Genomic DNA, 22,375 nt, shown 5'->3' with positions numbered 1-22,375 from the left:
CCCAATGCGCCATTGCTGGCCACACCGTTGCCCGCCACAAACACCGACTGGCCCGCATCCGCATCGGTCACGGTCAGCACGCCGCTGTCGGTCAGGGTCGGGTTGGCCGCGTCTTCGGTGACCGCACCCAGGTCGTCGCCGGCGATGGTCGGCAGATCGTTGGTGCCGGTGATGGTGATGGTCACGGTATGCGTGGTGCCGTCGGCACTCTGGACGGTGAAGGTCTCGACCTTGGTCTCGCCCTCCTTGAGGTACTGCACCGCCGCGTTGGCCACGTTGTAAGTCCAGGCGCCGCCTTTGGTGATGGTCAGGCTGCCCAGTGCGCCATTGCTGGCCACACCGTTGCCCGCCACAAACACCGACTGGCCCGCATCCGCATCGGTCACGGTCAGCACGCCGCTGTCGGTCAGAGTCGGGTTGGTCGCGTCTTCGGTGACCGCACCCAGGTCGGCACCGCTGATGATAGCGGCATCGTTGACCGGTGTGACGGTACCGGTCACGCCCGCGCTGGCGTTGTGCAAACCGTCGGTGATCGTGTATTCGAAGGAAATGTTGCCATTGAAATCGGGGGCTGGCGTGAAGACCAGCTGGCCATTGTTGAGTGTCACAGTGCCATTGTTGATGGCCACCGAGCCACCCTCGGCAATCGTCTGACCGTTGATGGCCGTGATGGTCAGTCGATCGCCATCCACATCCGTATCGTTACCAAGCACATTGATGGTGACGGTGCCATCTTCCGTCATGGTGAACTGATCATTCCCGGGCAAGGGAGGGGCATTCACCGTGCTGTTGTCGGTGCCTTTGGGCGATATGTTGCCTGCCGAGTCGGTCAGGGTGGCATCGACCGAAACAGGGCCATTGGCCGGCAGATCGGCCGTGGGGATGGTCAGGTTAACCTGAGCCTTGTTGATGTCATCGGCCGTCAGTATGGAACTGCTGTCAGGCACACCATCACCATTCCAGTCCACATCGAGGCGATCCCCGACCTTGGCGTCGGCGGGCAAGCGGATGATGACATCCACCCCATTCTCCCGCTCATTGGCGGAAATAACGTTGTCCGCTCCATCCTGGATCTCCACTAGAGGTGCCGTCGGCGCCGTACTATCCACGCTGCCATTATCGGTAGCGGTACCGGTGTTGCCGGAAGGGTCGGTCACCGAGGCGGTGACGTCATAAGGGCCATCGGCCAGCGGAGTGACCACATCCACGCTGAAGCTGCCATCCGGATTGACCGTGGTGATCAGCGTCTGTTGCTTGCCGCTGGCATCGGTCACCAACAGGGTCACAGTGCTGCCCGGCAGCGCATCGGTTGTACCGGTCAGGGTCGGGGTATTGTCATTGGTGTTGTCAGGAGCGGAGACGGTAATGACGGGCGCAGTCAGATCGACATTCTCGTCCTCGCCATCCCGTGCCTCGGCAACGACGCCAGGCTCGCCCGGATTGGCGGTATCAAACCCGGCAGCGGCGATGGTGGTATCCCCTGTTCTATCGATGGAGATAAAGCCGCCGTTGCCGCTGGCACCGGCGACGCCGCCCACGTTACCGGCGGCAGGCGCACCACCCGCGGCAGAGGCTTCAAAGGTTTTGGTCGGGTCAGCCCCGTCCAGAATGGCTTTTTGCAGGGCAGCGATATCGTCAGGAGTCTGCGCGGCATTGTTTTGTGCCAGCAAGATATCTTCTGCAGCGGAGGTGGGTTCCTTGGTCGGGCTCAGCGTGAAGGTCTCGCTTCCACCCTGGAAGCTGGCGCCGTCCGGGGTGAGCACTACCGCATCTTTGGGCAGCACATCGCCTTCAGTCAGAAGTGTTTGACTCCCATCCGCGGCAACCAGATAGATTTTGCCTTTAAGCTGGGTAACGACGACATCCTGATCCAATGCGATATTGTGGCTGCTCATGTTTTCTCCTGAATATCTATGGGCATACATTTCCAGCGTCTAATGTGCCTGCGATACAGGCTATATACCAGTGAGAAAAATCGAATGAATGGACTGATATGAGGCTGAGTTTTGCGCTAAAAACGAAGGGAGGTAGAAAGGAATAAAATTAGTTAAATCAATAATATCGACTGTGACAATTGGAAAGCGGGCACCCCATGGGTACCCGCCCTCCCTGGGCTCAGACTCCGGCCCAGAGCAGGATGGCCAGCAGCTGGGGCGAGATGATCCGCAAGAACATCACCAGCGGATAGACGGTCGCGTAAGACAGAGCACTGGCCCCACTGGTGGGATGCATGCCATTGGCAAAGGCCAGAGCGGGTGGATCCGTCATGGAGCCCGCCAGCAGACCGCACAGGGTGAGATAGTTGAGCTTGCCATAGTGGCGCGCCAGCACGCCGACCACCAGCAGCGGGATCAGGGTGATCGCCATGCCATACATCATCCAGGCAGGGCCATCGCCGTTGATCAGGGTATCGATGAAGCCGGCCCCGGATTTGAATCCCACCACCGCCAAAAACAGCACTATGCCAATCTCCCGCAGCGCCAGGTTGGCGCTCGGTGGCATGAACCAGTAGAGCTTGCCGATGCTGCCGATGCGAGACAGGATCAAGGCGACCACCAGCGGTCCTCCCGCCAACCCCAGTTTCAGCGCGGCCGGAAACCCCGGTAGATAGAAGGGAATGGAGCCGAGCAATACCCCAAGGCCGATCCCGATGAACACCGGCAGCATCTGCACCTGTTGCAACTTCTGCTGCACGTTGCCCACCACGCTGGTCACCGCCTCGATGGCCTCGAGGCGTCCCACCAGGTTGAGGATGTCACCAAACTGCAGGCTGGTCTGGCTGGTCGGCACCAGCTCGATCCCAGCCCGATTGAGCCGTGAGATGACCACATCGTACTTCTGCTTGATGTCGAGATCGCGAAGCCGCTTGCCCAGCACCTGTTCGTTGGTGACTACCACCCGCTCGACCCGCAGATCGGTGCCACGCGTCGAAAGAGACGTCTCCACCTCTTCCCCCAGCACCAGCAACACCTTGCGCAAAGCATGTTGCTCCCCGACTAGGTGCAGTAAGTCGCCAAGCTCGATGCGCGAATCCGGCTTCGGTACCATCAGCTCGTCACCGCGCTTGAGGCGTGAACAGATCACATCGGTCTCATCCAGGCTGGGGATCTCTTGCAGCATCAGGCCATGGATATTGGGGTTGCGCACCGCGATGTTGATGGTGCTCAGACTCTCCTTGCCCTTGCTCGCCTGCTGTTCAAACGCGGCCGCCTCTTCCTCGATCTTGATGCGAAAGAACATGCGTATGAGCCACATGGTGAGCAAAATGCCGCAGATCCCGAACGGATAGGCCACCGCATAGCCCATCCCCATCAACCCGGTCATGCCCGGATCGGCGCCGAGTTCGGCCAGGATCTGTTGCCCCGCCCCAAGGGAAGGAGTGTTGGTGACGGCGCCGGAGAAGACCCCGAGGATCACCGGCAGCGGCACATCAAACAACTGGTGCAAGGCCGCCGCCACCACACAACCGAGCAGTACCAGCAGGGCGGCGAAGCCATTGAGCTTGAGGCCTGAGCTGCGCAGGGACGAGAAGAAGCCGGGCCCGACCTGGATGCCGATGGTGTAGACGAACAGGATCAGGCCAAATTCTTGAATAAAGTGAAGGGTTTGCTCATTTAATTGCAGGCCGGAGAGACCTGCGAAGTGACCCACTATGATGCCGCCAAACAGCACCCCGCCAATCCCCAAACCAACGCCATAGACTCGCCAGTTCCCCAGCCAGAGTCCCAGCACAGCCACCAGCGACAACATGCTGATGGAAAGCGCGATTTCACTCATGTGTGCATCCTTTCCAAGCTGAACTGACCCTAGCTTGTCAGCAAACGAGGAGGCCGACTGTGGGATGCCGCACGAATTCAGGCTTTCATGGCCACAAAAATACCAACAAAGGGTTAACTACTCCACATAGCCATAGATGGCCGCGAAGTGACACAGGCTGCCCCCCAGCACAAACAAGTGCCAGATGGCATGGTTATAGGGAATTCGCCTGGCTACATAGAAGAGTACCCCCAGACTGTATACCAGCCCCCCCAGCCCCAGCAGCAGTAACCCCTCTCCCGCCATATGCAGATAGAGCTGATAGACCACCACCAGCGACAACCAGCCCAGCATCAGGTAGGTGAACAGTGACAACCGCTTGAAACGGTTGATAAACAGCAGCTTGAATACCACCCCTGCCAAGGCCAGCGCCCAGATCACCACCATCAGCCCCTGGGCCAGCGGGGTATCGAGCGCCACCAGCAGGAAGGGGGTGTAGGTACCGGCGATGAGCAAATAGATAGCGCAGTGATCGAACACCTTGCACCAACGCCTGGCCACCCCTGACGCCATGCTGTGGTAGAGGGTCGAGGCGAGATAGAGCAACACCAGGCTGGCGCCATAGAGGCCGTAGCTCAGTAAAGCCTGCGGGCCCTGATCCCAGCCCTTGTGCAGCAGCAGGATCAGACCAATGATCCCCAGCACCAGCCCCAGCCCGTGGCTGAGGCGATTGGCCCACTCTTCTTTGGGGGAATAACCCGTCACTTCACTCATTGCTTACTCCTGACAGACGCCCGTCCAGACTCGGCTCACTCTAGCGGCCCTTTTTTCAGGCTACAAGTGTTAGCTCAAAATAAAGGAACGGGCAACCCTGGGCTCTTCGCCATCGGAGATGGCTGCCCCCTATGCCCCTTTGGTGTATGCTCTGCGCCCGATGCCTATGCCCCGTGCAGATGGCAATGCATACCAGGCGCCCTTGTCGCCCGGTACTTTCTGCCCGACATGCCGGTCTGGAGAACCTGATGAAACTGACTGAACTGTTTACACAACTGGACCCTGCCTTCGGCCAGGCCATGACGGCCCTGCTGGAGACCTTCCTCCACTCGGATGACAGTCAGGTACCCTATCAGCGGGGCAGCTTCACCCATCAACTCGACCAGTCCCGCATGCCCGCCGCCGGCATCAACACGACAGAGTACCTCACTCGGTTGGCCAGCCTGGTACCCGGCGCCTCCCATCTAACTTCCCCACGCTACATGGGGCACATGACGGCGCCACTGCCGGCCTTCACCGCCGAGCTCTCCCGCCTGCTGGTGATGCTCAACCAGAACCCGATGAAGATGGAGTCCTCCCGCCTGCTCAGTTTCCTGGAGCGGGAGGTGCTGGCCAAACTGCACCGCCTCATCTATCGCGCCGATGATGGCTTCTATGAGACGCAGATGCATGCCAAGGATGCCGCCCTCGGCGTCATGACCAGCGGCGGCACCATCGCCAATGTCACCGCCCTCTGGCTGGCCCGTAACCGGGTCTGTGGCGACAACCTGTTTGCCCTCTATGAACAGGGCTACCGCGGCGCCGTGGTGCTGGGATCGCGGTTGATGCACTACTCCTTCGACAAGGGCATGGATCTGCTGGGACTGGGGGCCGCGAACGTCTGGCGCCTCGATACCGACGTCGACAACCGACTCGACATCCAGGCGCTGGAGCGTGCGCTGACGCGCTGCAAGGAGCAGAAGCTCAAGGTGTTGGCGCTGGTCGGGGTTGCCGGCAGCACGGATTTTGGATCCATCGATCCCCTGCCCGAACTTGCCGCCATCGCGGCCCGTGAGCAGATCCATTTTCATGTGGATGCGGCCTGGGGCGGCCCGACCCTCTACTCGCCTCGCTATCAGGGGTTGCTGGCCGGGATCGAGCGGGCCGATACGGTGACCCTGGACGGCCACAAGCAGCTGCTGGTACCGCTCGGCACCGGCATGCTGCTCTGTCGCCAGCCGGATCTGATGATGACGGTCAAGCGAGAGGCCCCCTACGCCATTCGCGCGACCTCCTTCGATCAGGGCCGTTTCACCCTGGAGGGAACCCGCCCCGCCAACGCCCTTTACCTGGACGCCGCCTTCCAGCTGTTGGGCCAGCAGGGCTATGCCGAACTCATCGAGGCCAACTATGACAGGGCCCGACTGATGGCCAGCCTGATCGAGGCCAGCCCCGCCTTCGAGCTGATGTCGGCGCCGGTGATGAACCTGCTCTCCTACCGCTGCATTCCACCCCACTTGCAGGGCAAGGTGCTGGATGAGGCGGCAAACAGCCAGATCAACCAGTTCAACGTGGCGCTGCAAAAAGCGCAGCGGGCCGAGGGACACAGCTTCGTCTCCCGTACCCAGCGGGCGGTGGGGCGTTACGGCGAGCTGCCGCTCACTCTGCTGCGTGCCGTGCTGCTCAATCCCTTGATAGAAGAGCGCCATATTCGCGAGCTGCTCGCCGATCAGCTACGCCTTGGCGACGTCATCGCAGAGCAGCTCTTTGGCGTGACGACATAGATAAACCGGGCTCGCCGGCAGATCTCGGTGTCCGGCAGCGAGGGTTCTGCCTACGGCACAACAAGCTGATGGAACCGACGGCAATCCGGTTGGTCTTATTCATTTGCCGTTGCCTAACAGGCAGGTACACTGAGTAAAATTTCGAGGTTAATGAGCCCAGCATGAAGCAGTTTATTGAATTTATTCCCCTGATCGTGTTCTTTGCCGTCTACAAGTTCTACGACATCTATACCGCCACCGGTGCCCTGGTGGTGGTGACCGCTCTACAACTCCTCTACAGCTGGGTGCGCTATCGCAAGGTCGAGAAGATGCAGCTGTTCACCTTCTTGCTGGTTGGTTTCTTCGGCGGCCTGACGGTTTTCTTCCATGACGATACCTTCATCAAGTGGAAGGTGACCGTCATTAACGTGCTGTTTGCCTTGGCGCTACTTATCAGCCGCTACGGTTTTGGCAAGAATCTGATCAAGCAGATGCTGGCCAAGGAGCTGCAGGCACCGGATCGCATCTGGGACAACGTCAATCTCGGCTGGGTCGGTTTCTTCGCCATCTGTGGCCTGCTCAACCTCTACGTGGCCTTCAACCTGTCACAGGAGATGTGGGTCAACTTCAAGGTGTTTGGTCTGCTCGGCATGACGCTGGTGTTCACCCTGCTGAGCGGTGTCTACCTCTATCGCCACCTGCCAGCCGAGCAGAAGGCAGAACAGAAAAAATAACCGCTACCAGAAAAGGATTCTCTCATGTGGTATCTGATCTATTCCGAAGACGTCGCAGGCAGTCTGCCCCAGCGTAAATTGACTCGCCCCGCTCACCTGGCTCGTCTGCAGGCGCTGCAGGATGAGGGGCGCTTGCTGACCGCCGGCCCCAACCCGGCCATCGATGCCGAGGATCCCGCCGATGCGGGCTTCACCGGCAGCACGGTGATCGCCGAGTTCAACAGCCAGTCAGAGGCCAAGGCCTGGGCGGATGCCGATCCTTACGTGGCGGCGGGCGTCTACGCCAAGGTCACCATCAAGCCCTACAAGAAGGTGTTCTGACCTTCGGCTATTGATTCGATGGCAGATAAAAATGCAGAAGGCCGGACAATGTCCGGCCTTCTCGTCTCTGCATGGTTTCACCTAGACACTTTCAGATCAACACTCTCATATCGATACTGTGGGACTCTGTGATGCCTTATCAGGCCTTGGCCACAAACCAGGGGTTGAGGATATCCGGCTTGTTGTAGGCAAGGGGCTCGCCATTGAGCTGGGTCACACTGCCTCCCGCCCCTTCCAGCACCGCCTGCGCCGCCGCTGTATCCCATTCACAGGTCGGAGCCAGACGCGGGTAAACCTCGGCCCCGCCTTCTGCGATGATGCAGAACTTAAGTGAACTACCCATGGCGACCAACTCAATCTCCCCCCTCTCTATGTCACCAAACTGGGCCAGGTAATCCAGGGTAGCCTGGGACAGATGGTTGCGACTGCCCACCACTCGCCACGGCTTGCCCTCCAGATGAGCTTGGGTTTGGATCGCGACAGAGCCATGTTCCTCAATCCGCCAAGCGCCCAGCCCCTTGCCGCCATACCAGAGCTTGTCAAATACCGGGGCGTAGACCAGCCCCCAGACCGGCTTGCCATGGTCCATCAAGGCAATGTTCACCGTGAACTCGCCATTGCGGGAGACAAACTCCTTGGTGCCATCCAGCGGGTCCACCAGCCAGTAACGGGACCAGCCGAGCCGCGCCTGCATGACGCCCACATCCGACTCCTCCGACAGCACGGGGATATCAGGGGTCAAACTGGCCAGCGCCTGCACTATCACCTCATGAGCCCCTTTGTCGGCGGCGGTGAGCGGGCTCTCGTCCTGCTTGTACTCCACCGCGAAGGGCTGACGATAGATAGCCATGATGGTGCGGCCTGCAGCGCGGGCGATGGGTTCCAGCTCGGAAATGGCGGGTAAATACATGGAAAAAGCATCTCACTCAAATGGTTAGCCAGTGTACCGATTCTAGCGGTACGTGGCTTATAGCTGATTGAACTGTGTTATTCCCTGTTAATTCTGACAGACGAAAAGTGGCGCAGCTCGACTAGCTTTCTATAGCCAATCGGCACTACACAAGGATGTGAAACCCATGAATTACAAGACACTCACTGCCGCCCTGTTGCTGGGCTGTCTGCCGCTCTTGAGCCAACCGGTGCTGGCTGCCGACAAGCCGGCAGCCAAGCCTGCCACGACCGTTACCAGCGCCAAGGAGGTCGGCAAGATCAACCTGAACACCGCCAGTGCCAATGAACTCACGGAACTGAAAGGGATTGGCGAGAAGAAGGCGCAAGCCATCGTCGACTATCGCGAGAAGCAGGGCAAGTTCACCTCGGTGGATCAGCTTGCTGACGTGAGTGGCATAGGGCCCGCCACTCTGGATGCCAACCGGGACATGATTATCGTCAAATAACAGATCAAGACCCGTTTCATGATGAGGGCAGCCGGTGGCTGCCCTATTTTTCTTCGGGTATCATGAGCCCACTTTGTACCTTCGGACTCACTTTCATGAAAAAGACACCGCTCGTTGTACGCAAGGCCGTTCTCCCCGTCGCCGGTCTGGGTACCCGCATGTTGCCCGCCACCAAGGCCATCCCGAAAGAGATGCTGCCAGTGGTCGACAAGCCATTGATCCAGTATGTGGTGCGCGAGGCCATCGCCGCTGGCATCAAGGAGATCATTCTGGTGACCCACTCCAGTAAAAACTCCATCGAAAACCACTTCGACAAGAGCTTCGAGCTGGAAGCGACCCTGGAGAAACGGGTCAAGCGTCAGCTGCTGGAAGAGGTGCAGCACATCTGCCCGAAAGATGTGACCATCATGCACATACGCCAGGGGGAGGCCAAAGGGCTGGGTCATGCCATACTCTGCGCCCGCCCGCTGATCGGCGATCAGCCCTTTGCCGTACTGTTGCCGGATGTGTTGATCGACGAAGTCGCCAGCAATCTCAAGCAAGACAACTTGGCGGAGATGGTGCACCTGTTCGAGGAAGATCAGATCAGCCAGATCATGGTGGAAGCCGTGCCCGAGAGCGAAGTGGACAAGTACGGCATCGCCGACATCAAGGGCGAGGCGCTCAGTGCCGGCATGTCCCTGCCGATGCAGGCCATCGTCGAGAAGCCACCGCGCGATGAAGCCCCCTCCAACCTGGCCGTGGTCGGTCGCTATGTGCTGTCTGCCAATATCTGGCCCCTGCTGGAGAAGACCCCAGCCGGAGCCGGGGACGAGATCCAGCTGACCGATGCCATCGCCATGCTGATGGAGCACGAGCAGGTCAACGCCTATTTCATGAAGGGCCGCAGCCACGATTGCGGCAGCAAGATGGGTTATATGAAAGCCAACGTGGAATATGCCGTTCGCCATTCAGAGCTCAACGGAGAATTCACGACCTGGTTGAAGCAGTTCGTCAAACAGCTGTAATCGCTGAATATTTGCACAATCTGTAGAATAAAAAACTGGGCATCGTTCGATGCCCTTTTTCATTTAATAAACATAAAATCAACCATTGATAGATAAAATAACGTCAAAAACGCTCGTTGTAATTCGATTCCGCTTGTTTTATAAGGAATATGGCTTGTTCCTAGCCCTTGCATAAAATTCCTAAAAAAATATAAGACACAGGTGGAAGTTCCAATGAATAATCCGTCCAAAGGGACCTTTTTAGGTCACCCTAAAGGGCTTTTTTTGCTCTTTAGTACCGAACTGTGGGAGAGATTCTCCTATTACGGCATGCGTGCCGTACTCGTCCTCTATCTGACTGACATGACCGCCAACGGCGGCATGGGCTGGACCCAAGCCGACGCCCTCAAGCTGTACGGCATCTATACCGGCCTGGTCTATATCACCCCGATCATCGGCGGCTGGCTGGCAGACACCTTCCTGGGTCAGCGTCGCGCGATCCTGATTGGTGCCATCTTCATGGCCGCAGGCCAGTTCACCCTGGCCCTGCCGCACGCCATGTTCCCGGACATGGTCAACACCGTCTTCTACGCAGGCCTCGGCTTGCTGATCCTGGGTAATGGTCTGTTCAAACCGAACATCTCCACCATGGTCGGTGATCTCTACAAGGAAGGTGATCACCGTCGTGACGGTGCCTTCACCATCTTCTATATGGGCATCAACCTGGGCTCCCTGCTGGCTGGCGTGATCTGTGGCGCCGCGGCAACTGCCTATGGCTGGCAGGCTGCCTTCGTCAGCGCCGGTATCGGCATGCTGCTCTCTCTGGTGGTGCAGGCCACCATGGCCCAGCGCTTCTTGGGTGACATCGGTCGTGTACCGGCCGCCCAACGCGCCGCCGAGCAACGCTCCAAAGAGCAAAAAGCCCCGCTGACCAAGCAAGAAGTGGATCGCATCAAGGTCATTCTGGTGCTGGGTCTGTTCACCATCATCTTCTGGGCAGGCTTCGAGCAGGCCGGTGGTCTGATGAACCTGTACGCGCAGGAATATACCGACCGCATGATCGGCAGCTTCGAAGTGCCGACCGCCTGGTTCCAGTCCCTGAACCCCTTCTTCATCATCACCTTGGCTCCGATTGTGGCGGCTATCTGGATCAAGCTCGGCAATAAAGAGCCGAACTCTCCGGTGAAGTTCGCCATGGGTCTGTTCTTCCTGGCCATCGGCTTCCTGTTCATGATCGGTGCCGTGCTGGAGCAAGGTGGCGATCAGGCCGTCAAGACCTCCATGTTCTGGCTGGTTGGTGCTTACCTGTTCCACACTCTGGGCGAGCTCTGCCTCTCCCCGATCGGCCTCTCCATGGTGACCAAGCTGGCTCCGCTGCGCCTGGCCTCCCTGATGATGGGTGCCTGGTTCGGCTTCGTCGCCCTGGCCAACTACATCGCCGGCTTCGTGGGTTCCTTCGTCGGTGAGTCCGGTGCCATCGCCATCTTCGGCGGCATCGCCATCGCTGCCGTGATCAGTGCCCTGATCCTGCTGACCATGGCCAATCGCCTGGTCTACTGGATGCACGGCGCCGAAGGCCCCGCCAAAGAGTCTGATGAGCACGACAAAAACCTGCAGTCTGCCGCCGTCTAAGCGGTCTGGATTGTCAGCAAAAAAAGGGCGCCCAGTGGGCGCCCTTTTTTTATATTCATCCATCAGTGATGGCGCACCTGCATCTTCAGGGCACTGCCACTGTCGCTGCGAAACTGCAGCTCGAACGGCTCATGCCAGCTACGCCTATGCAGCGCATAGCGGGTACTGCGCATCAGCCCGAGCGGCAAGCCCCCCGAGCGCATCAGCCAGTGAGGCGAGGTCAGGCCCGCATTGGCAAATACCAGACCGTCTTCCTGATCAAACAGCAATGCCGCCATGGAAAACGAGTGGCGCAGGCCAGACTCCAGTAGTTGCAGATTCAAGTAATCGAGCAGGCGATGTGGCTGGGTCAGCAGCAGACTCTCCTGCTGTTGATACTGGCGGTAGGGCCCATTCATCAAAGAGCGTACCAGAGCGCCACAGAATGCAGCATCCATGCCAAGAACAGGCAGCTCCATCACCAGCACCAGCAACTTGTCATCCAGCTTGAAGGTGTCGGGAATGAAGAGGTTGCCCATGCCAGCGAAGGTCACCTGCCAGGGGCCCCACTCCTGTAAACCCGGCGGGGTCAGCCAGGCCAGCAGCCGACTGGAGGCCCGGTCGTGGGCCCGGAAGAAATCCATGTGCTCCATCAATTCCAGCTGCTGACTATGGTGCAGGTTGCCCGCCAGGCACTGATCGATACTGCGCCGAATCTGGCTGTAGTCGGACACCGGTTTGATGAAAAAGTCCCTGGCTCCCGCTCGCAGCGCTCGCTCGACCGAGGCCATCTTGTCCTGACCCGAAATGACGATGACCGGCACCTCCGGGTAGCGGGCGGTCAGGCAGGCGATCACCTCATGCCCATCCATGTTGGGCATGTTCAGATCACATAACACGATATCGGGGTGATATAACGCGGCGGCGGAGAGACCTTCTATCCCGTCTTCGGCCTGAAATACACAGGCTCCATCATGCTCGAGATAAGAGACCAGCGAGTGGCGAAAAACCGCCTCATCCTCCACCACCAAGATCCGTAGTCCGGCTTCTGACATCTTGACAAAGCTCTTATTAGTCAAACGGTTATTTGAGCATTAAGCCTAGTCTAGCTGTGGTCAATTTAGCCAGCCCGATGTCGCCGCAAGTCGTTTGAAAGCGGGGCAATGCCTTCCAACCATTTGAAATTATCGGATTATTTCGCCAATATTTTCTGCCTTGAAAAACGACTATCGGCCTCTTACCCGCGCATACCAAAGCGAGCACGGTGGATGAGCCTTCGCCTCATCATGCACCTCAGCCATGAATTGTATGAGGCCCCGCCATGAGGGATAATGCCCCCATTCCAGATCGTGAAGAACACCATGACCCCAGCCGAATACAGCGCCCTCGCCCATCCCAGATTGCCCCATCCGGCACGCAGTCTCTACACCTTGCAGTTGCGCAGACTGGTGCTGGAGCATCAGCTGGCCAGGCTCAATTACCCCGAGCTCGGACGGTCGTTGGCGGTCGTGGATCCCAGCGATCCGAGCGGCTTCTGTTTCCAGGTCAATGCCCGCCAACTGACCGAGCTGCTCGATGAGTTGATGGAGGCTGGACTGCTACAGGTCGAGGCTCAGCCCGAGAGTGAGCACTACCATCAGTGCCCGTTTCAGCTGCCGTTGCTGAGCCAGCGAGTGCGCAGTCCGCTGCCTGAGCGACCGTTCCAGATGCACCTGCAGTGGCGACCGGATGAGGAGCTGCCCGCCCTCGCCCGTCTGTGCGGGGTGATCGATGCCAGCTACAACGAAGAAGATCTCGGGGAGTTCATCGCCTACTGGCTGGGCCGCCCCGAGGTGTTCGACTCCCAGCATCAGTGGATGCTGCGGTTTATCCGTGCCCTCAAGAGCCGCCGCTACGCTCGTCGCCAGCCGACCATAGTGGCGGGTTACCAGCAAGTCACCCCGGCGCCCGTCGAGTCGGGCCCGAGCAAACGGGCACAGGAGATGATCGAAGAGGCCAAACGCCTGGCTCAGGGGCCGGATAATGATTGATCCCAAATGCCCGCAGCAGGCACTATTAGTCGCGCCATCGGCCGCACCATCAACCCCTTGCCACCCAGCCCCAGCAGAAGGAGCCTTCCATGACTGACCCGCACGACCCCCTGCGCCAGGAGCTGGAGGAGATCGAGGCCAAGCGCCGCAAGATCGCCAAAGCCAAACAGGACCAGCGTGTCCACGATCCCGAACTGAGCCAGCATGTGGGTGGTTTGCTTGAGCGCATTCGCCGCCTACAAGCCCAGACTGGCGGCAGCCAGTACGACTACGAGACCCTGCGCAAAGAATATGATGCCAAGGCCAACGCCGAGGTGCGCGAACTGCAGAAGGCGGCGCGCCAGGAGCGGATCCAGAAGCTGATCGCCCAGGCCGATCTCAACCCGGACTGGGTATTTGAAAAAATGGATGCCAGCGATCCGGCACTGCAATATCCCATTGAGACCGCCCGCTACTTCATCAGTGGCTTCGAGCACTGGGAGAAGAGTGGTGGCGGCTGCATGCTGATCTACGGCGACTATGGTACCGGCAAATCCACCCTGGCAGGCGCCGTGGCCCATGAGTTGATCGAGCTGCATCAGAAATCGGTGATCTTCCAGCAGTGGGCCTCGGTGGTGGATCGGCTGTTCTTCAACGTCATTCAGGATCAGGAGGAGCGCAACCAATACCGCCGCGCGCTGGAAGAGGTGGATTTGCTGATCATCGACGAAGTCGCGGCGAATCGCGCCAAGATGGCGGAGAGTCAGTCCAGCTTCCTCGGCCACCTGTTGCGTCGTCGTCGCAACCTGTCGAAAAGCGTCATCATCATCACCAACCACAACCCCCAGAGCCTGCATCAGGCCATTGGTGACTTCAGCTTCGAGGCCATCAAGGCGTTCAACCCGGTGGATATTCACCTGAGCGGCCCCAGCCGTCGTCCCAGCATCGGCCACTACAACGGCTGATCAGTCGGGCCAGCGTCACCGACGTCTGGCCCCTCTTTACTCTCTCGCCTCACAAATAAAAACAACTCTCATTTACATCACACCACCAAGCCCCTAGGCTAGCCCTTTTCTTCAAGGGGACTCTCTCATGCCAACCACACTCATCTTCGGAGCCAGCCGCGGACTGGGCCGTGCCTTCACCGATCTGGCCCTGCGTCAGGGCCACAGGGTCGTGGCGCTGGTACGCAGCCCCGAGATTGTCGCCGAGCTGCATGGATTGGGAGTCGAAGTCGTTCAGGGAGATGCCCTGGATCCGGCGGCAGTCAGCCAAGCCTGTACCCAAGCAGGCCGCGACGCCCGGGTCGTCTCCACCCTGGGCAGCTTTCGCCAGACCCAGCCGGTGGATTACCAGGGCAACCGTCATGTGATAGACGCCATGGAACAAACCGGGCTCAAGCGCCTGCTGCTGGTGACCTCCCTCGGTTGCGGTGACAGCTGGCAATATCTGCCCGAGCGGGCGCGGGAAGCCTTCGGTCACGAGGTGCGCTTGAAGAGCCTGGCAGAGAGCTGGTTGCAGACAAGCGCGCTGAGCTGGACCATCTTGCGCCCGGCCGGCTTGCAAGATGGCGAGGCCACCAATCAGGCGGTACTGAGCCAGGGGAAGGAGGTGCACGGTCTGGTGCGTCGCCAGGACGTAGCGCTGCAGGGTTTGCAACTGCTCACCAGCGAGCAGGCCCTCGGCCAGATCTACGCCATCGGTGAGCCCGGCCTGCAACGCAGCTAAGCCATCCTCGCCTGTACCCAAAAAAACGGTCAGCCTCAGCTGACCGTTTTTATTGCTGTCTCCGGCATCTGCCGCTGGCGCCACGCCAGCAGCCAGCAGGCGAGCCCGCCATTGAGCAGCGCCAAGCCCCACAACCGCCACCAGTAAGGGGCGACTTGGGTAAAATCGGCGCCCATCTGATTCAGACGCAGGAATCCCTCGATGGCCGGGGTGCTTGGCACCCACTGGGCCAGCCAGTTAAGAGGCGTCGGTATCAGTTCTATAGGCCAGATAAAACCAGCGAGAAACACCAGCGGCAGTGATGAGATCAGCACCACTTGAGTCGGCAAGTCGCGGCGGGTAAAGAGCGCCCCCAGCACGACGCCAAGCCAGGTGGTGGCCAGCAAGAACGGCAGGATCAGCAGCCACAACTCGGCTGGCTCTGCGTTGCGCGCAATGCCGTAATAATCAAAGCAGAAGCCGAAGAAGTAGGTCACCGGCAGCACGAACAGCCCGCCCAGCACCAGGGTACGCGCCAGCAGCAGCGCCAGTACCGGCACTTTCTGCCAGTAGCCCTGCTCGCCACGCCCACTGCGCTGGTTCTGGGTCGCCCCCAGAATGCCGGCACCCATCAGCAGCACCTGGTGCAGGATCAGCACGAACACCGCCGGCACCACGTAGTTCACATAGCCCATGCTGGGGTTGAACACCGGCAGCACGTTGAGCCCCACCGCATTCCAGCCCATGGCTGCCTGCGGCAGCGCCTCTCCATGGCTGAGCAGGCGCGCCACCTTGATCTGGGCCGCCAGAGTGCCCCCCGCCTGGGCCAGTCCTTCTGCGATGGTGCCATAAACCAGGAAGTAGGAGGCATCCCCGGCATAGCTCAGGGTCACGCTCTTGCCCAGCATCAGATCCCGGTAGAAATGACGGGGAATATGCAGAATGCCGCTCGCCTTGCCGGTCAGCAGCCACTCCCGCGCTTCATCCAGGCTGGCAACCCGAGCGACAAGCTTCACTTGGGACGTCGCATCGGCCATGAACTCCAGTTGGCGGGAGAATTGACTGCCATCGTCGTTGACCACCACCACCGCCTCTTCCCGTGGCAACTGGTGCAGATAGGGCTGCGGGTAGAGGAAGGAGTAGAAAAACACCCCGCCAAACAGGGTCAGCATGATGGCCCTGTCGGCCAACAAAGTACGCAGCTCGAGCCGTACCAGATCCCAGAAACCCATCATGATTCCGGCTCCTTGCTGGCCAGCTGGCGGGCGGCATGCGCCTGGGGTTGATAACGGCGTATCACCACGATAAGGGGCAGCAGGAACAGCAGCAGGGCCCCGAACTGGGGCAAGGCCGCAGCCAGCGGCAGACCGTAGTTGGTCTGCCCAATCTGCAGCTCGACGTAATGGGAGATCGGCAGCAGGCTACGCCAGAACTGGGCAAAGTCACCCATGGCACTGACCGGGAAGGTCACCCCCATGAAGGCAAAGCCCGGCGCCGTATAGGCGCCCGCGATGGACAGGGCCCGAGCCGGATCTCGAATGACGGCGTAGAAGAAGGCCCCCATGCTGACGCAGGCGGCCGAGGCCAGCCCCAACCCCAGCGTCAATACCAGCCAACTGCCCTGCATCGGGTAACCAAGCGCCTTGAACAGCAGCAGGCTCCATCCCAGCCCCCAGGCCCAGCCAATGAGCACATAAGGCAGCAAAGTACGCCAGAGGCCGAACCAGACCCCTTGCGTGGTCCAGTCCAGTCCGAGTCGGTCGGTGCGAGCCAGCGCATTGAGACCGTAGAGCACTACCAGGATCTGCCACACCGCAGGCAACAGAGCGCTCAGCAGGAACTGGGCATAGCTGGAGTTGAGGTTGTAGAGCGCCGTGATCTGGCTGGCGATGGGCACGGACTGCCCCAAGGCACTGGGCAACGCCTTGCCATCGGCCATGGCGGCCAGCACGCCGACCTGGCCGTTGAGGGTACCGACCACCTGAGCCAGGGCCGAGCTGACCAGCTTGGCGATCAGGATGAACTGGCCGTTGTTGAATACCGTAATCTGAGGTTGGGTACCTTCGCGGGCATCCCGCTCGAGATGGGCGGGGATCACCACCAGGGCGTAGATGTCGCCACCACGCAGCGCGTGGGCACCCTCGTCGATGGAATCGAACTGGTCGCTCACCTTGAGTCCGCTCGAGCCATCCAGCGAGAACGCCAGCTGGCGGGAGAGTGCGCTCCTGTCCAGATCCACCAGACCGACCTTGAGATCGCGCGCAAGACCCGCCGAGAAGATCCAGCACAGGATCCCTATCAGCAGCAGGGGAACCCAGCTCACCAGCGCTCGACCGAAGGGGTCCTGCCACAGCAGCCGCCATTCACGCCCCATCAGAGTTCGACCAGCACGCTCATGCCGACCCGCAACCCTTCAACCGGTTGCAAGGGACGCGCCTCCACCTGGAAGCTCTTCATGTCAAAGCCCTGTCGACTATCGGTGGCACGCCAGGTGGCAAAATCACCCATCACCGCCACGTGGGTGACCTTGAAGCGCACCGTCTGGTCACCCAGACCCGGGATCTGGGCATCGAACTCGGTCCCCACCGGGAAGCGGGGCAGCAGGTCTTCCCGCACGTGGAACTGGGCCCAGGCATCCTCCATGTCGAGCAGGGTCACCACGGGAAAGCCTTGGGGGGCCAGCTCGCCGCTGCGCAGCAGCACCTGGGCCACTTCACCGGCATGAGGAGTGACAATACGAGTATCGGCCAGATAAGCCTCCACCTCGGCCACCCCGCCTGCCGCCATCTTGGCCTGCTCGCGGGCCGCAATCTTGGTCTCTTCCCGCGCCCCTTCCAGGGTCATCTGATACTGCTGCCAGGCCATGCTTTCGCTGTATCGGGCCGCCTGCCAGGCGGTCCAGGCCTCATCGCGTTTTTGCAGCGGCATCACCCCTTCACGATGCAGGTTGGCGATACGCTCATAGGTCTTGCCGTGCAGCAGGGCCGCCGTCTTGGCTTGCTGCCACTGATCCTTGGCCGCCGCGATCTGCTGAGCCCGCGCGCCCTTTTCTGCCTCTTGTGCCAGGGCACCAGCCGCCGCCTGGCCCGCCTTGGCCTGGCTCAGCTTGGCCTCGATCTCGGGGCTGGCTAGCGTGAACGCAAGCTGACCCTGGGCCAGCTGATCCCCCTTCTTGACCAGCACCTCATCGATGCGCCCGGCCACCTTGGAGGAGACAGAGTACTGCTGCGCCTCGATCTGGCCTTGCAGCCGCACCGGCTCCGGCTGGTAGGCCAGCCAGAAACGCCAGCCCAGCCAGATGGCCAGCAGCACCAGCGCCAATGGCAGCAACAGCGGCTTACCCTGGCTCATCTTCTTCTTGATGGGGGGATGGCTCATGAATTCACCTCGGCAAACGGGCGACCCTTGGCGGTCGAAACACAGGGGGAAAATGGGGCAAGCAGAGTCGTTCTCATGAGTTCACCTCAATCGCCTGACCATGCTGATATTGATTGAAACTGTTCATCTGACCGGAGAGCGCCAACAGGCGAGCCAGCGAGATCACGTATTGATAAGCCGCAGCGGCGCGCTGGGTCTTGACACCGGCCAGCTGGTTGCGCGCATCCACCACATCGAGCGAGGTGGAGAGCCCCTGACCAAACGCCTTGTCTCGCAGCCGCACGTTCTCTTCGGCCAGCGCCTGGGTCGAGGAGAGGGATTGATACTCCTCCAGCCCCTGCGCCGCCTCGCGCCAGGTCTTCTCGACCAGCAGCTCCAGATCCTGGCGGGTCTTGGCCTGCAGCAGATTGACCTGCAGCTCGGCACTCTTGGCCGCCTGCACCGTCTCGGAGCGGCCGTCACGGCTCACCAGCGGCATGCTAACGCCCACCCCGACCAGCCAGTCCGGCGTGGTCTTGGAGACGATGGAGTCGTCCTCGTAGAGGTTGTAGTTGCCGAACAGGAACAGCTCGGGAGCGTATTTACCCTTCTCCAGCTTGATCATGCCCTGGGCCTGCTCCTTCTTGGCCGCCAGCAGCTTGAGGCCGGGGTGCACCGCCAGGGTCTCCTGCACGAAGGGATCGAGTTGCGGCATGCCCTGGTTGATGAAGAGCCGGGTGTTGGGTTCGGCCTGCTTCAACTTGAGCATATGACCGAGCGCCAGCTGGGCGATCTCCAGGCTGCGCCGCGCCTTCTGGGTATCGATGCGGGCCCTGTCATAGGCCGACTGGGCGGAGAGTCGCTCGACCTTGGCGATCTGACCCTGCACCTCCAGTTTCTGGGCGTGATCCAGATGATGGGCCAGCCCCTGCTCAATCTCCTGCTTGGTCTGCACCACCTGGGCCGCCAGCACCACGCCGAAGTAAGTCTGGGAGAGACTCTCAAAGGTCGACTGCTGCTTGAGCACCAGCAGCTGCTGCGCCTCGTTCACCTGGGCCTTGCGAATATCCTGCGCCGCATCGATGCGCCCGCCGACGAACAGCGGCCACAGCATCTTGACCGAGCTGGTGACCACGTTCTGTTTGGTCAGCGGGGTGACGAAGTCGCTCGGGCTGAGGTTCAGCGCCTGCATGACGGGTCCCAACACCTTGCCAAATTCGGGATGATTGGCGATGGGGTTCAAGTCCAGCATGTCCAGTTCCATCGGCTGATCGAGATGGGTATAGCTGGCCCCCAGATCCACCTTGGGCAGGTACATGGCCTTGGCAGCCTCGCGCAGCTGCTCTGCCCGATCTACACCGGCCTGCTCCGCCGCCAGCCCGTCATCCTGCTGGATGACCCGGCTCCAGGCCTCGGTGAAGCTCACCGTCTGCGCCTCGGCAGAGCCCAGCATGGCTCCCAGCAGACACGGACAGAGCGATTTGATGAACCTTGACGTCATACATCCCCAATTTTTGCTTGTAATAAAATTGTGTGGAGCCTTTGCTCGATTCAGGCTCGCTATCATAACGCAAACCCGTGGTGGGGGGAGACAGACAAATCATTGAGTCCCCCACTCATTTGGCCCCTAGTATGCTCACAGACAATATGCCTGATTTTCAAGCACTCCTGGATTTGCAAGCCTTGGCGCGACGTTTTTTTCAGAAAAAAATGGCTGACGCTCAAATACTAACCTTTTATCCTGACTAAAAAATGCGTAATATACGCCGCCCTAAGCCGATGGTAACCGTGGAATGCAGATAGGTCCCCACACGCTTGAAACTCCCTTGATTGTGGCTCCCATGGCCGGTGTAACAGACCGACCATTTCGTGAACTTTGTTTACGTTTGGGCGCCGGCATGGCCGTTTCCGAGATGCTGCTGGCCAACCCGGATGTCTGGGATACCCAGAAAACCAGGATGAGAATGGGCCATTCTGCCGAAAGTGGATTGCGATCGGTCCAGATTGCCGGAGCCGACCCGGAGATGATGGCGTTTGCCGCCCGCTACAACGTGGAGCAGGGCGCTCAGATCGTCGACATCAACATGGGTTGTCCTGCAAAAAAAGTGAATAAGAAGTTGGCGGGCTCTGCCCTGCTGCGCCAACCCGATCTGGTCAGAACCATCTGCCGGGCCGTGGTGAATGCAGTGGAGGTGCCTGTCACCTTGAAGATCCGCACAGGATGGGATCCGGATAACCGCAATGGCGAGGAGATCGCCCGAATCGCCGAAGATTGCGGTATCGCGGCCCTTGCCGTGCATGGTCGTACCCGTGCCTGCCTCTACCGGGGGGAAGCGGAGTACGACACTATCAGGGCGATTAAGCAGGCCGTATCGATTCCTGTGGTCGCCAATGGCGACATAGACAGCCCGGAGAAGGCCCGGTATGTCCTCGACTATACCGGCGTCGACGCCGTGATGATCGGCCGTGCTGCGCAAGGACGACCCTGGATTTTCCGGGAAATCCGTCATTTTCTTGAGACGGGCACCAAGCTGCCGCCTCCCGACAGGGAAGAGGTTCGCACCCTGATGAACGAGCATGTTACCAACCTGCACCAGTTTTACGGTGCATTTCTGGGAGCGCGCATTGCCCGTAAACACGTGGGCTGGTATCTGGATGAAGAAGAGACGGGCCGAGAATTCCGTAAACATTTCAATGCGCTGGATTGTGCAGATGCACAACTGGAAGCACTTGAAGTGTATTTCGATGGATTAGGTTAACGCATAACTCGCATAACTAAAGAGCCGACCGAATATGTTCGAACAAACCCTGACTTCTGATGCATTGGTAACAACTACTCACAATCACGCTGCCGAGCCGACCCAGCGCCCCCTGCGTGACTCTGTGCAACAGGCCCTGCGTAACTACCTGGCCCAGTTGAACGGTCAGGAAGTGATTGATCTGTACGATATGGTTCTCTCCGAAGTCGAAGCTCCCATGCTGGACGTGATCATGCAGTACACCCGTGGTAACCAGACTCGCGCCGCCGTGATGATGGGTATCAACCGTGGCACCCTGCGTAAAAAGCTCAAACGCTACGGCATGAACTGATTTTCAGTCTCCTGCTGCAGTGCAGACAAAGGCGTATCCCAGCGATGGGATACGCCTTTTTCTATGGCCGGCGTTTACGATGACCGATGTGATGGCCGAGCCTTATTCCGTCGCCAGCTTGAGGCCGAGCCCGACAAACAAGCCCCCCATCAAGCGATTGAACCAGAGCCCCACTCGCGCGGGCAAGCGCACCTTGCGGCTCGCATAAGCGGTCGAGAAGGCCAGCAGATGGCACCAGATCATGCCGTTGAGGTTGAAGATGCAACCCAGCACGATGAAGGCCAGCGCCTTCTGCGGCGCCGCTGGATCGATGAATTGCGGTACGAAGGCCAGGAAGAACAGCGCGACCTTGGGGTTGAGCACATTGGTCAGCAGCCCCTGCCGGTAGATACGGCCGTAGGACAGCGTTGGCAGCGTCACAGCGGGCTCGATAGAGGTGGAAGGCGTTGCCCCCTGCCGCAGCAGTGACATCCCCAGGTACACCAGATAGAGCGCCCCCATCAGCTTGATGACGGTGAACAGCTCGGCCGAGGCACTGAGCAATGCCGACAGCCCCAGCGCCGCCGCCAGCACGTGTACCATGGTGCCCGTCCCGATCCCCAGCGCCGCCACCGAGCCAGCCCGCCAACCCTGGGCACCGCTGCGCAGCATGATCAGCAGGGAATCCGGTCCCGGCATCATGTTCAGCAGCAGCCCCGAGACGATAAACAACGCCAGATCGTGGATCCCCAACATAGACAGCTCCTTGTGTATGAAACACCCAGTCTATGGATCCCACCGGTCTTGTCACGCCCGTTTCAAGCAATAGTGATCATCAATGCAGGGCATAGCCGCCTTGTATCTGGAGGGGGAGATAAGCTTCGGGCAGACGCGGTAGTCCGGTAGTCCGGT

21 protein-coding genes are annotated in these 22,375 nt (G+C 59.8%); 11 read left to right on the top strand and 10 right to left on the bottom strand.

What is annotated here, in order from left to right:
• From BN1137_RS21645 to trhA, 3 genes are all read right to left on the bottom strand, one after another.
• On the bottom strand, window positions 1-1,895 hold a 1,895-nt coding region (locus tag BN1137_RS21645), incomplete at its 3' end, for a retention module-containing protein (RefSeq protein ID WP_157433896.1).
• A 220-nt stretch (window positions 1,896-2,115) separates the two neighbouring features.
• Window positions 2,116-3,777 (bottom strand): putative transporter, encoded by a 1,662-nt coding sequence (locus BN1137_RS21640; RefSeq protein ID WP_050720575.1) that lies wholly within the window; start codon window positions 3,775-3,777, stop codon window positions 2,116-2,118.
• Between the two features lie 117 nt (window positions 3,778-3,894).
• Window positions 3,895-4,530 carry a PAQR family membrane homeostasis protein TrhA gene (trhA, locus tag BN1137_RS21635; protein WP_050720574.1) on the bottom strand — a complete coding sequence of 212 codons (636 nt, stop codon included), beginning with the start codon at window positions 4,528-4,530 and terminating at the stop codon, window positions 3,895-3,897.
• 248 nt (window positions 4,531-4,778) lie between these two features.
• Between trhA and BN1137_RS21630 the strand changes: the two genes are divergently transcribed.
• The 3 genes from BN1137_RS21630 to BN1137_RS21620 all read left to right on the top strand — a co-directional run bounded on the left by BN1137_RS21630 (window position 4,779) and on the right by BN1137_RS21620 (window position 7,327).
• Window positions 4,779-6,293 carry an aminotransferase class V-fold PLP-dependent enzyme gene (locus BN1137_RS21630; RefSeq protein WP_050720573.1) on the top strand — a complete coding sequence of 505 codons (1,515 nt, stop codon included), beginning with the start codon at window positions 4,779-4,781 and terminating at the stop codon, window positions 6,291-6,293.
• A gap of 161 nt (window positions 6,294-6,454) precedes the next feature.
• Complete coding sequence (locus tag BN1137_RS21625; RefSeq protein ID WP_050720572.1) at window positions 6,455-7,006, top strand: septation protein A; 552 nt, start codon at window positions 6,455-6,457, stop codon at window positions 7,004-7,006.
• A 24-nt stretch (window positions 7,007-7,030) separates the two neighbouring features.
• Entirely contained in the window at window positions 7,031-7,327 is a 297-nt protein-coding gene (locus BN1137_RS21620) for a YciI family protein (RefSeq protein WP_050720571.1), read from the top strand.
• Window positions 7,328-7,466: 139 nt separating this feature from the next.
• Here BN1137_RS21620 and cysQ read toward each other — a convergent pair whose 3' ends face one another.
• A complete protein-coding gene (gene cysQ / locus BN1137_RS21615) occupies window positions 7,467-8,237 on the bottom strand; it encodes a 3'(2'),5'-bisphosphate nucleotidase CysQ (protein WP_050720570.1) in 771 nt (256 codons plus the stop codon).
• A 166-nt stretch (window positions 8,238-8,403) separates the two neighbouring features.
• Here cysQ and BN1137_RS21610 point away from each other — a divergent pair, with 166 nt between their 5' ends.
• From BN1137_RS21610 to BN1137_RS21600, 3 genes are all read left to right on the top strand, one after another.
• Window positions 8,404-8,724, top strand: coding sequence for a ComEA family DNA-binding protein (locus BN1137_RS21610; RefSeq protein ID WP_050720569.1), 321 nt, complete (start codon window positions 8,404-8,406; stop codon window positions 8,722-8,724).
• A gap of 95 nt (window positions 8,725-8,819) precedes the next feature.
• Window positions 8,820-9,731: a UTP--glucose-1-phosphate uridylyltransferase GalU gene (gene galU / locus BN1137_RS21605; protein ID WP_050720568.1), complete on the top strand. Its 912-nt coding sequence runs from the start codon at window positions 8,820-8,822 to the stop codon at window positions 9,729-9,731.
• A 213-nt stretch (window positions 9,732-9,944) separates the two neighbouring features.
• Window positions 9,945-11,342 carry a peptide MFS transporter gene (locus BN1137_RS21600; RefSeq protein ID WP_050720567.1) on the top strand — a complete coding sequence of 466 codons (1,398 nt, stop codon included), beginning with the start codon at window positions 9,945-9,947 and terminating at the stop codon, window positions 11,340-11,342.
• 62 nt (window positions 11,343-11,404) lie between these two features.
• Here the strand turns inward: BN1137_RS21600 and BN1137_RS21595 are convergent, their stop codons facing one another.
• The gene (locus BN1137_RS21595; protein ID WP_050720566.1) at window positions 11,405-12,376 is read right to left on the bottom strand and encodes a response regulator; all 972 of its coding nucleotides are present in this window, start codon (window positions 12,374-12,376) and stop codon (window positions 11,405-11,407) included.
• Window positions 12,377-12,682: 306 nt separating this feature from the next.
• On the opposite strand from BN1137_RS21595, the gene BN1137_RS21590 reads away from it, so the two are divergent.
• The 3 genes from BN1137_RS21590 to BN1137_RS21580 all read left to right on the top strand — a co-directional run bounded on the left by BN1137_RS21590 (window position 12,683) and on the right by BN1137_RS21580 (window position 15,058).
• Window positions 12,683-13,351 carry a DnaT-like ssDNA-binding domain-containing protein gene (locus tag BN1137_RS21590; RefSeq protein WP_050720576.1) on the top strand — a complete coding sequence of 223 codons (669 nt, stop codon included), beginning with the start codon at window positions 12,683-12,685 and terminating at the stop codon, window positions 13,349-13,351.
• A gap of 89 nt (window positions 13,352-13,440) precedes the next feature.
• Window positions 13,441-14,295 (top strand): DnaA ATPase domain-containing protein, encoded by an 855-nt coding sequence (locus tag BN1137_RS21585; RefSeq protein WP_050720565.1) that lies wholly within the window; start codon window positions 13,441-13,443, stop codon window positions 14,293-14,295.
• 127 nt (window positions 14,296-14,422) lie between these two features.
• Complete coding sequence (locus tag BN1137_RS21580; RefSeq protein ID WP_050720564.1) at window positions 14,423-15,058, top strand: NAD(P)-dependent oxidoreductase; 636 nt, start codon at window positions 14,423-14,425, stop codon at window positions 15,056-15,058.
• 35 nt (window positions 15,059-15,093) lie between these two features.
• Here BN1137_RS21580 and BN1137_RS21575 read toward each other — a convergent pair whose 3' ends face one another.
• The 4 genes from BN1137_RS21575 to BN1137_RS21560 form a co-directional block, all read right to left on the bottom strand.
• A complete protein-coding gene (locus BN1137_RS21575) occupies window positions 15,094-16,272 on the bottom strand; it encodes an ABC transporter permease (RefSeq protein WP_050720563.1) in 1,179 nt (392 codons plus the stop codon).
• Window positions 16,269-17,411, bottom strand: coding sequence for an ABC transporter permease (locus tag BN1137_RS21570; RefSeq protein ID WP_050720562.1), 1,143 nt, complete (start codon window positions 17,409-17,411; stop codon window positions 16,269-16,271). The genes BN1137_RS21575 and BN1137_RS21570 overlap by 4 nt, the downstream gene beginning before the upstream one ends.
• Window positions 17,411-18,415, bottom strand: a complete 1,005-nt coding sequence (locus BN1137_RS21565) for an HlyD family secretion protein (RefSeq protein WP_050720561.1) — start codon at window positions 18,413-18,415, stop codon at window positions 17,411-17,413. The genes BN1137_RS21570 and BN1137_RS21565 overlap by 1 nt, the downstream gene beginning before the upstream one ends.
• A gap of 73 nt (window positions 18,416-18,488) precedes the next feature.
• Entirely contained in the window at window positions 18,489-19,895 is a 1,407-nt protein-coding gene (locus BN1137_RS21560; protein ID WP_050720560.1) for a TolC family protein, read from the bottom strand.
• Between the two features lie 292 nt (window positions 19,896-20,187).
• Here BN1137_RS21560 and dusB point away from each other — a divergent pair, with 292 nt between their 5' ends.
• The gene (gene dusB, locus BN1137_RS21555) at window positions 20,188-21,153 is read left to right on the top strand and encodes a tRNA dihydrouridine synthase DusB (RefSeq protein WP_050720559.1); all 966 of its coding nucleotides are present in this window, start codon (window positions 20,188-20,190) and stop codon (window positions 21,151-21,153) included.
• 34 nt (window positions 21,154-21,187) lie between these two features.
• Window positions 21,188-21,484: a DNA-binding transcriptional regulator Fis gene (gene fis, locus BN1137_RS21550; protein ID WP_005309538.1), complete on the top strand. Its 297-nt coding sequence runs from the start codon at window positions 21,188-21,190 to the stop codon at window positions 21,482-21,484.
• Between the two features lie 102 nt (window positions 21,485-21,586).
• On the opposite strand, the gene BN1137_RS21545 is transcribed toward fis, so the two are convergent.
• Window positions 21,587-22,219, bottom strand: coding sequence for a LysE family translocator (locus BN1137_RS21545; protein WP_050720558.1), 633 nt, complete (start codon window positions 22,217-22,219; stop codon window positions 21,587-21,589).
• Window positions 22,220-22,375 lie beyond the last annotated feature (156 nt).

Source organism: Aeromonas tecta (genome assembly GCF_000820185.1).
GTDB lineage: Bacteria > Pseudomonadota > Gammaproteobacteria > Enterobacterales > Aeromonadaceae > Aeromonas > Aeromonas tecta.
The sequence above is the reverse complement of the archived record's forward strand: the minus strand, read 5'-3'. Positions and strand labels throughout refer to the sequence as shown.

Excerpts from the sequence above, each read along its gene's own strand:
- fis (WP_005309538.1), top strand. The coding sequence starts at position 21,188 with ATGTTCGAACAAACCCTGACTTCTGATGCATTGGTAACAACTACTCAC.
- BN1137_RS21585 (WP_050720565.1), top strand. The coding sequence starts at position 13,441 with ATGACTGACCCGCACGACCCCCTGCGCCAGGAGCTGGAGGAGATCGAG.
- BN1137_RS21610 (WP_050720569.1), top strand. The coding sequence starts at position 8,404 with ATGAATTACAAGACACTCACTGCCGCCCTGTTGCTGGGCTGTCTGCCG.
- cysQ (WP_050720570.1), bottom strand. The coding sequence starts at position 8,237 with ATGTATTTACCCGCCATTTCCGAGCTGGAACCCATCGCCCGCGCTGCA.
- BN1137_RS21560 (WP_050720560.1), bottom strand. The coding sequence starts at position 19,895 with ATGACGTCAAGGTTCATCAAATCGCTCTGTCCGTGTCTGCTGGGAGCC.
- trhA (WP_050720574.1), bottom strand. The coding sequence starts at position 4,530 with ATGAGTGAAGTGACGGGTTATTCCCCCAAAGAAGAGTGGGCCAATCGC.
- BN1137_RS21565 (WP_050720561.1), bottom strand. The coding sequence starts at position 18,415 with ATGAGCCATCCCCCCATCAAGAAGAAGATGAGCCAGGGTAAGCCGCTG.
- BN1137_RS21625 (WP_050720572.1), top strand. The coding sequence starts at position 6,455 with ATGAAGCAGTTTATTGAATTTATTCCCCTGATCGTGTTCTTTGCCGTC.
- BN1137_RS21575 (WP_050720563.1), bottom strand. The coding sequence starts at position 16,272 with ATGATGGGTTTCTGGGATCTGGTACGGCTCGAGCTGCGTACTTTGTTG.
- BN1137_RS21595 (WP_050720566.1), bottom strand. The coding sequence starts at position 12,376 with ATGTCAGAAGCCGGACTACGGATCTTGGTGGTGGAGGATGAGGCGGTT.
- galU (WP_050720568.1), top strand. The coding sequence starts at position 8,820 with ATGAAAAAGACACCGCTCGTTGTACGCAAGGCCGTTCTCCCCGTCGCC.
- BN1137_RS21640 (WP_050720575.1), bottom strand. The coding sequence starts at position 3,777 with ATGAGTGAAATCGCGCTTTCCATCAGCATGTTGTCGCTGGTGGCTGTG.
- BN1137_RS21600 (WP_050720567.1), top strand. The coding sequence starts at position 9,945 with ATGAATAATCCGTCCAAAGGGACCTTTTTAGGTCACCCTAAAGGGCTT.
- dusB (WP_050720559.1), top strand. The coding sequence starts at position 20,188 with ATGCAGATAGGTCCCCACACGCTTGAAACTCCCTTGATTGTGGCTCCC.
- BN1137_RS21590 (WP_050720576.1), top strand. The coding sequence starts at position 12,683 with ATGACCCCAGCCGAATACAGCGCCCTCGCCCATCCCAGATTGCCCCAT.
- BN1137_RS21630 (WP_050720573.1), top strand. The coding sequence starts at position 4,779 with ATGAAACTGACTGAACTGTTTACACAACTGGACCCTGCCTTCGGCCAG.
- BN1137_RS21620 (WP_050720571.1), top strand. The coding sequence starts at position 7,031 with ATGTGGTATCTGATCTATTCCGAAGACGTCGCAGGCAGTCTGCCCCAG.
- BN1137_RS21570 (WP_050720562.1), bottom strand. The coding sequence starts at position 17,411 with ATGGGGCGTGAATGGCGGCTGCTGTGGCAGGACCCCTTCGGTCGAGCG.
- BN1137_RS21580 (WP_050720564.1), top strand. The coding sequence starts at position 14,423 with ATGCCAACCACACTCATCTTCGGAGCCAGCCGCGGACTGGGCCGTGCC.
- BN1137_RS21545 (WP_050720558.1), bottom strand. The coding sequence starts at position 22,219 with ATGTTGGGGATCCACGATCTGGCGTTGTTTATCGTCTCGGGGCTGCTG.